We start from the raw sequence: 9,121 nt of genomic DNA on the forward strand, positions 1-9,121 counted from the left end.
AAGTAGAAACTATAGAGATTCGCAGGCACGTGTTCTCGACGGGCCCGCACACAGAATTTCTTGACGATCATAGAGCATTGGAACCACCTGATCCCATCCCGAACTCAGCAGTGAAACGATGCATCGCCGATGGTAGTGTGGGGTCTCCCCATGTGAGAGTAGGTCATCGTCAAGATTCATTTCGCAAAGCCCCTATCTGCGCATGCAGGTAGGGGTTTTGTCTTTTCTGGTCACTGCTGAAAGCGCTCAGGTTAAACGCTCGTTTGGGACGGGCCTGGAGTAGCGTCTGCCACTGGGCACCGATTGACTCAGTGAGCACTGCGCCGTTAGTCGATCAATGCAACAATGCTGGCTAAGTGCGATTGTGTTCTGGCGAGGCCAGTCGCACCATCGCTGCATTCGATTGATCTGAATGGATTCCCCGGTGCCGATTACCAGGATGCTCTCATTCGCCGCACAGCGTTGCGGCCTTGCCGTATTGCTAGGCTGCCTGATGCTGGGCGGTCTGCGTGCGGACTGGGACTTCGCACTGATCAGCCGTCGGGCCGAGGCACTGTACGGCCCACTGGGCGATGGTACTGCGCGCGTTGATGCCTGGCAGACCTTGCTCAATGCCAGGCAAGGCAGCGAGCAGGAGCGGTTGGAGCGGGTAAACAGTTTTTTCAACCAGCAACTGCGCTATGTCGAAGACATCGACCTGTGGCATGAAAACGACTACTGGGCGACCCCTGTGCAATCGCTGATCAAAGGTGCCGGAGACTGTGAGGACTACGCCATCGCCAAGTACTTCAGCCTTCGGCACATGGGCATCCCCAGTGAGAAGTTACGCATCACATACGTTAAAGCCTTAAGGCAGAACCGTGCGCACATGGTGCTCACCTATTATTCAACGCCACAGGCACAACCCTTGGTACTGGACAGTCTGATGAATGCCATCAAGCCTGCGAGCCAACGCACCGATCTGGTTCCGGTGTACGCGTTCAATGCTGAGGGTCTCTGGTTACCAGGTGCCTCAGGTAATCGCAAGGTAGGTGATACCAAGCGCTTGTCACGTTGGCAGGATGTGTTGAAAAAAATGCAGGCCGAAGGATTCGCGGCCGACTCGATCGACTGAAGGAGCGCTGATGTCTCTGTTCAAACAATTGTTGCTGGCTATCTGTCTGTTTCTGCTGGTTGCGTTCAGCGGCAGTTTCATCGTCAGCCTGGAAAGCTCGCGTAGCCAATATGTGAATCAGCTGCGCTCGCATGCGCAGGATGCGGCCACTGCATTGGCACTGTCGCTGACCCCCAACATCGACGACCCGGCAATGACCGAGCTGGTGGTCAGTTCGCTGTTCGACAGTGGCTACTACGCCAGCATTCGGGTGGTTGAGCTCGATTCCAACGCTGTGCTGGTCGAGCGAAAGGCCGAGCCTGACAGCGCCGGAGTACCGCGTTGGTTCGTGCGCCTGATTGGCCTGGGCGCGGAGGGCGGTGACGCCATCGTCAGTCGCGGTTGGCAGCAGGCCGCGCGGGTCGAAGTGGTGAGCCATCCGATGTTTGCCTTGGCCAAGCTTTGGCAAAGCGCCTTGGGCAGCCTGGCCTGGCTGCTGCTGTGCGGTGTGATCAGTGCGGTGCTCGGCGCTCTGCTACTGCGGCGCCAGCTGCGCCCTCTGGACGCCATGGTCGCGCAGTCTCACGCCATCGCCAGGCGCGAGCTGGTGACCATCTCACCGGTACCGCGCACACCTGAGCTACGCCGGGTGGTGCTGGCCACTAATCTGATGGTCGAGAAACTCAAGGCACTGTTCGCCGAGCAGGCCGAGCGCAGCGAGAAGCTGCATGCCGAGTCCTACCAGGACAGCCTGACAGGCCTGGCCAACCGCCGTTACTTCGAGATGCAGCTCGCGGCCAAGGTAAGCAACCTGGAAGAGACCCGCGCGGGTTATCTGCTACTGCTGCGCGTGATGGATCTGAGCGGCCTGAACCTGCGCCTCGGCGGGCAGCGCACCGACCAGCTGTTGCAGGCCGTGGGTCAGCAACTGCAACGTACCTGTGCGCGCTATCCGGAAACCCACGACCTCATCACCCGCAGCCGCGGCGGCGAGTTTGCGGTACTTGCGCCGGGCATGGTGCATGAGGATGCCGTGCGCCTGGCCCAGGCCCTGACGCTCAGCCTGCAGGATCTGCATGCTACGGGCGCCAGTGATATCAGCCCGATTGCGTGTATCGGCGTCGCGCCCTACAGCCCCGGTGACTCACCACAGGCACTGTTGAAGCTGGCCGACGAGGCCCTGGCCCGTGCGGAAAGCCAGCCTGAGCCTGGCTGGGTGTGCCTGGAACAGGGCATGTCGGCCCAGGCTGCCGACAGCCAGCATGCCTGGCATGAACGGCTCGACAGCGCGCTGCGTGACGGTCACTTTGCGCTTTTCCTGCAGCCGGTGGTGGATGCGCACGATCCGCAGCATGTGCTGCATCACAAGGTCATTTCCAGGCTCGACGACGGCGCTGAAGTACTCGCCGCCGGCCGCTTCCTGCCGTGGCTAGAGCGTTTTGGCTGGACGCCGCGCCTGGACTTGCTGGTCGTTGAAAACGTTTTGAAGCACCTTCGCGAGCAACCCCAGCCATTGGCCCTGAACCTGTCCGGCGCGGCGTTGACCGATCCTGCGATCCTGCAGCGAGTCTTCGAGCTGCTCGGCAGAAACAGCGCTGCCGGGCGCTACCTCACCATCGAGATTGGCGAGGAGCAGTTGCCCGAGCAAGCCAAGCTCGAAGAGCTGACCCGACGCCTGCATGCGCTGGGCTTTGCCGTTGCACTGCAGCGCTTTGGTGGCCGCTTCAGCATGATCGGCAACCTTGCCGACCTCGGCCTGGCGTACCTGAAGATCGATGGCAGCTATATCCGCAACATCGATACCGAGCCACACAAGCAACTGTTTATCGAAGCCATTCAGCGCGCTGCGCACAGCATCGACGTGCCGCTCATCGCTGAGCGGGTCGAGACCGAAGGTGAATGGCGGGTACTCAAGGAGATGGGTGTGCAGGGCATTCAGGGGCAGTTGTCAGGCGAGCCTGCACCCTGGCGATAGGCGGTGTCGGCACCTGTTCGGCTTGAGCGCTGGACGGGTGCGGTGCTGCATAGAGGTGAGCCCCTCAGATCAGTCCGCTATCGGCCTCTTCCTCGATCAGGTCCGTCAGGCCGCCCAGCGCCTTACGGGTCTTTTTGCGTTGGGTCAGCTTGGCCTGCGCACCGGGTGGCAAGTCGGTCAGGCGGATCACGCCTTTGCTGGTCAGCACCTCAATCAGATCCTCCAGAACCCGGATCATGTCCAGATCGCTCTGCTTGAGCTGCTTCAGGCCGTTCTGCAGGGGATCGACAGAAAACCACTCCTGAATCTCGGCATGGTCGGCCGGTAGTTCTTCGGTATGGCCCTCATAGGGGGCGGCCTGTACCTGCTGCAGCTTGCCCCGCTCGTCGCGATGGACGTAGAACATGGCGTGAATCCTCGACACGATTATTCCTTGTTGTGGGAAGCAGCATAGGCAAGCTTTGCGATCGTTGCTGCGCGCCTGCCTGTACCTGAGTGACGCCAGCGACCAATGGCCGCGGGCCACGGATCAGCTGTTGGAGTTGTCGATCTTGATGGTGGGGTCTGCCCCGCTGATCAGTGAGTTGATGGACGTATTGGACCAGTTCACGCCTTCGAGCTTGATCGATACATCGGCATTGGCCAATCCACCTGCAGCATTGAGCTTACCTTCGGAGCTGACTTGCAAGGTCGATTCCCCACCGAACGTGGTGATCTTCAGGAAGTTGTCGATCGTACTGCCTTTTTCACCTTGCAGAAGGTCGCTGAGGTCGAGTCGATCCCCTTCGCTGGGCTTGAAGTCCTTGATCACGTCGTTGCCGCTGTCACCGGCTTTCCAGACGAAGGTGTCGGCGCCAGCGCCGCCCACCAGCACGTCGTCACCCTTGCCGCCGACCAGCACGTCATTGCCGCTGCCGCCGAACAGCATGTCGTTGCCTTCGCCACCGTACAAGGTGTCGTTACCGCTGCCGCCGAGCAGGATGTCATTGCCCTTGCCGCCGTCGAGGGTGTCGTTGCCGCCCTGGCCGAACAGAATGTCATTGCCTGCGCCGCCCATGAGCGTGTCGTCGCCATCACTGCTGCGCGATACATCGAACTCGGTGTAATGCTCGGACACGTACTGGTGCATGATCCGCGGATCGACATCTCCCGCCTCCAACCCCAGCTTGTTGGCCACATAGTTCTGGATCGCTTCCACCCCGGAACCCGGGATCGAATCGAAGCTCACCAGGTCACCGAAGATGATGTCATTGCCATCACCCCCGTCTACCCGATCGTTACCCGGCTGAATCACCTCGGTATGGCCGAGAATGGCATCGGCGAGCTTGCTCGGGTCGATGTTGCTCTGTGGGATGCCATCGGAGTCGAATGGCTTCAAGTCACTGGCCTTGACGTCCGAGCCAAGGCCGATCGCTTCAACGGTGGTCAGTGCAGCGAGGATCTTGTAGCTTTCGAGCGAGTTGCTGTAGGTCGCGTCACTGGTGCTGTTGCCGGTACCGGCGCGGCTCGACAGCTCATAGCCCCCATTGCCTTCGGCGCGGACCATGCCGGTGGTGACGTTGCTCCAGCGGTACCCGTACCAGAAATCGTAGGTGCGCGTTTGCGCAACCAGATTGCCACCGCTATCAATAGAAACGCGGTTGTTGTTGTCGAGCTGGTAGTTGCTGACCGTGTTGCCCTGTTTGTAGTTGATGTTGGCCAGGAAGGTGTCCAGCTTGACGGAGCTGTTCGCCAGGTTCGGGTTGCCCTGCTCGCCGGTCTGGTAGAAGGTCGGCTGGCCGTCGGTGATGAAGAAGGTCTGGTTGGTGCCCGCGCTGCCGGCATCCTTGAGGTTCTGGAACCAGTTGGCCGTGGTCTTGAAAGCGTCCTCGTAGTTGGTGCCGCCGTCGGAGCTCAGGGTTTTCAGGGCCGTGAGCAGGGTCTGCAGGCCGGCATCGTTGAGCTTGACCGCCACGGTGCTTTTCACCTGGGTAGCGAAATCGACCAGCAAGATGTTCACCGTACCGGACAGGTCGCCTTTCACGCTTGCCGCCAGGGTCTTGAAGACCGACTCCATTGAACTGCGGGCCGCATCCACGCCTGACTGCCCCATGCTGCCGGAGGTGTCGACGACGAAGGCGAGGTTGTAGTCCTTGCCGGCCACAACGTGCAGGCCGGTCACATCCGAGACGATGATGTCGCTGGCGAGCGTGCCTGATGCGATGTCGCTGCCCGCGCCAAGGTTGGAGGTGGCGTAGGTGTCTGGGTAGACAGTGACCTTCAGCGTGCCCTCGGTGGTGGCGGTGCTGCCGCCAACGCTCTCGCTGGAGAGCGAGGTCACTTTCACATCGAACTGGCCGTAGTAGTACGCCGGCGGCTTGATCGCCAGGCTGGCCATGTTCCAGCCAGTGACGTCGACTCCGGCTGCGCCTACGGTCAGGCTGTGGCCAGCGTTGTCGCTCACCACCGAGCCTGCCGGAATACCGCTGAGCTTGACCGACAGGGATTCGGAGCCGTCGGTGTCGGTCAATGCACTGGTGATGCTGACCAGCTTGACGCTGCCATTCTCAGGCCCTTCATTGAGCTTGTAGCCGTCGTAATAGCCCTGGCCGCTGCTGCCATGCAGGTCCGAGACGCTGACACCCGCATTCGTCAGCGCGGCGACGTTCTGGTACATCGGGATCGTCGCGCTGTTGAGGTCGCCCGACGTGCCGTTGCCCACCTGGACGTTGATGTCGTAGCTGCCCGGGCCTGCCTGGTTGGCGTGGTAGATCTCGACCGTGTAGTAGCCATTGGTGGTCGGCGTGTAGCTGCCCGACACCGTACCGCCGCCGCCCCAGGTGGACGTGACCACGTTCTTGCCGCCAATGGTGACCAGCACGCTGTCGTCGGCGACGCCGCTGAAGGTGTAGGTCTTGCCGGCTTCCAGATAGATCAGCCCGGAGGTTTTCGAACCGCTTTGGGCGACAACGTTGGCGTCCGATTGCACGTTGGTAACCGACTCGCTCTTGTTGGCCGCGCCCGAGTTGGCGAACACGGTTTTCAGGGCGTCGCCAGTGATGCCATTTCCGTTGTTGCCCAGGCCCGTGAGGCTGGTCCAGCTTTCCTTGGTCAGGCCCAGCGAGTTGACGTTGTTGGTGCCGATATTCAGCGTCGGTTTGTCGGCGACGGGGGTGATGTCGACCTTCAGCGTGGTCTCGCTGCCTGGGGTCACGCCGTCGGTTGGCTTGAACTTGACCTGCGCGTAGTCCGCCTGCTTATTGCCCACGCCTGTGCCGCCATAGGCATCGACGCCGGACTGGTTGGCCAGCGGCACGAACTTCAGCTTGCCGGCGGTGATATCGGCCTGGCTGATGGTCTGGCCGACTTTGACATCGACCCAGGCCGTGCCGTTGTTGTACTTCAGGCTGCCCAGGTCCGGCAGCTTGGTGATGGTCACGCCCAGGCTGGAGAGGGGGCTGTCGGCGTCAGTGACGTTGAAGTTGCTCCAGGCCAGGACCAGGTCGGTGTCTTCGACGCCGGTAACGGCGCCGCCGGCAGAGACGGGTGCGTCGTTGACCGCGATCACGTTGACCGTGGTGGTGGCGGTATTGGAGACGTTGACGCCGTCGGTGACCGTCACGGTGATGATGCGCGGGGTGGTGCTCGGGTCGCTGCTCGAATTGTTGAAGGTGATGTTCTTGATGGCCTGGGTGTAGTCGGCCAGCGAGGCGTTACCGCTCAAGGTCAGCACGATCTTGCCGTCGGTGCTGTTGGCATTGATGGTGATGCCGGTGACGCTGTTGCCCAGGTTCAGCACATCGCCCGGCTGACGGTTGGTCAGGGTCACGGTCGCGCCGGCCAGTTGCGGGCTGTCGAAGTCGGTGATGGTGGTGTCGACATCACCAATGGACACGCCAGCGGCCTGTTTCTCGGTGAAGGTCACTTGATAGTCGCCGCCGGTCTTGCCGCTGGAATCGTTGGCGTCCAGATCCAGTACCGGCGCAGGTTCGTACAGCTGGGTAGTCACGCTGCCCGCGCTGGTATTGACCACCAGGCCCTCGAAGTTGCCGCCTGTGGCGGAGTCGATCTTGACCGTGAACTGCTCGGTGCCTTCGGTGATGTTGTCCTTGATGGTCGGCACGTTGAAGGTGGCCGAAGTGCTGCCCGCCTTGATCACCACGCTAGCGACGCCTGTGTAGTCGGCACCGTTGGTGGCCGTACCGCTGTAGCTGAGCTTGACGGTAACGTCGGTCTGCGGCGCGTTGCTCAGGGTCAGGGTGTAGGTCGCGGTGTTGCCTTCGGCGACCTGCGCCGTGCCGGTGATGCTCAGCGTGGTGTTGTTGAGCGTATCGGTGACCGACGTCACCGCTGGCGTACTGACCACCGCCAGGTTTTCGAAATTACCGCCTGTGGCCTTGCTGATCTGGGCGCTGACCGTAGTGGCGTCGAGGTACACGCTGTCAGCAGGTGCGGCGACCGTGACGGTACCGGTGCTCTGGTTGGCCGCGATCGTGATGCTCTGGCCATTGCTCAGCGTAACCGTCACAGGCGTGCCAGCCGGGTTGCTCAGCGTCGCGGTGTAGACGATCACGCCGCCTTCGGCCACGGTCGGCGTCGCGCTCAGGCTCACGGTGGTGGTGTCCTGCACATCGGTGACGGTGGTGGTGATCGGCGTCTTGTTGGCCACCAGGTTTTCGTAGCTGCCGCCCGACACTGTGCTGATGCCATTGGTCACCGCAGCATGGCCGACGTAGACGTCGTTGGTCACCGGGGTGCTGACGGTACCTGACGTCTGGCCGACGGCGATGGTGATGGTTTCGCCGTTGTTGAGTCTGACCGTCACAGGGGTGTTGGTGACTGGAGCGGTGACGGTGGCGGTGTAAACGATGGAGCCGCCTTCGGCGACCGATGGTGCGGCGGTCAATGTCACAGTCGAGGTGTCGACCGTGTCAGTGACGGTAGTGGTCACTGGGGTCTTGTTAGCCACCAGGCTTTCGTAATTGCCGCCCGAGACGGTGGTGATGCTGTTGCTGACCGAGTCATGGCCGAGGTAAACGTCGTTGGTCACCGGGGTGCTGACGGTGCCGGAGCTTTGGCCAACCGCGATAGTGATGGTCTCGCCGTTGGCGAGTTTCACGGTGACCGGGGTGTTGGTGACCGGCGCGCTGACGCTGGCGGTGTAGACGATGGATCCGCCTTCTGCGACCGATGGGGTGGCAGTCAGAGTCACGGTCGAGGTATCGACGGTGTCGGTTACGGTTGTTGTGACAGCAGTTTTGTTGGCCACCAGGTTTTCGTAGTTGCCGCCGGAAACGGTAGTGATGCTGTTGCTGACCGAATCATGGCCGACGTATACGTCGTTGCTGACGGCTGTCGTTACATTGCCGGAGCTCTGGCCAACCGCAATCGTGATGGTCTCGCCATTAGCGAGCTTCACGGTCACCGGAGTGTTGGTGACCGGAGCACTGACGCTGGCGGTGTAAACGATGGATCCGCCTTCTGCGACCGAAGGAGTAGCGGTCAACGTTACGGTCGAAGTGTCGACCGTGTCGGTCACAGTTGTGGTGACAGCAGTTTTGTTGGCCACCAGGCTTTCGTAGTTGCCGCCCGAGACGGTGGTGATGCTGTTGCTGACCGAGTCATGGCCCACGTAGACGTCATTGGTGACTGCTGTCGTTACAGTGCCGGAGCTTTGGCCAACCGCAATCGTGATGGTCTCGCCATTAGCGAGCTTCACGGTGACCGGAGTGTTGGTGACCGGAGCACTGACGCTGGCGGTGTAGACGATCGAGTCGCCTTCGGCGACCGATGGGGTGGCGGTCAGAGTCACAGTTGAGGTGTCGACCGTGTCGGTGACGGTGGTTGTCACAACGCCCTGGTTCGCCACCAGGTTTTCATAGCTGCCGCCGGAAACGGTGGCGATGCTGTTATTCACAGCTGCATGGCCGACGTAGACGTCGTTGCTGACCGCCGTCGTTACAGTCCCGGAGCTCTGGCCAACCGCAATCGTGATGGTTTCGCCATTAGCGAGTTTCACGGTGACCGGAGTGTTGGTAACCGGAGCACTGACGGAAGCGGTGTAAACGATGGAT

Annotated in this window: 4 protein-coding genes and 1 rRNA gene; 3 read left to right on the plus strand and 2 right to left on the minus strand. The window is 61.2% G+C overall.

Annotated features, from left to right (window positions below; all coding sequences use genetic code 11):
* The first annotated feature begins 59 nt into the window (after window positions 1-59).
* The 3 genes from rrf (at window position 60) to lapD (ending at window position 3,068) form a co-directional block, all read left to right on the plus strand.
* Window positions 60-175, plus strand: a 5S ribosomal RNA gene (rrf, locus tag SJI00_RS22180).
* A 237-nt stretch (window positions 176-412) separates the two neighbouring features.
* On the plus strand, window positions 413-1,114 hold the full coding sequence (gene lapG / locus SJI00_RS22185) for a cysteine protease LapG (protein ID WP_416221079.1): 702 nt from the start codon (window positions 413-415) through the stop codon (window positions 1,112-1,114).
* A gap of 10 nt (window positions 1,115-1,124) precedes the next feature.
* On the plus strand, window positions 1,125-3,068 hold the full coding sequence (gene lapD / locus SJI00_RS22190; protein ID WP_322463832.1) for a cyclic di-GMP receptor LapD: 1,944 nt from the start codon (window positions 1,125-1,127) through the stop codon (window positions 3,066-3,068).
* A gap of 64 nt (window positions 3,069-3,132) precedes the next feature.
* Here lapD and SJI00_RS22195 read toward each other — a convergent pair whose 3' ends face one another.
* Together SJI00_RS22195 and SJI00_RS22200 are read right to left on the minus strand one after the other, a co-directional pair.
* Window positions 3,133-3,474, minus strand: coding sequence for a tryptophan synthase subunit beta (locus tag SJI00_RS22195; protein WP_322463833.1), 342 nt, complete (start codon window positions 3,472-3,474; stop codon window positions 3,133-3,135).
* A gap of 123 nt (window positions 3,475-3,597) precedes the next feature.
* Window positions 3,598-9,121, minus strand: a 5,524-nt coding sequence (locus tag SJI00_RS22200; protein ID WP_416221080.1) for an immunoglobulin-like domain-containing protein, incomplete at its 5' end; no start/stop codon positions are given.

This window comes from Pseudomonas gebzensis (genome assembly GCF_034427815.1).
GTDB lineage: Bacteria > Pseudomonadota > Gammaproteobacteria > Pseudomonadales > Pseudomonadaceae > Aquipseudomonas.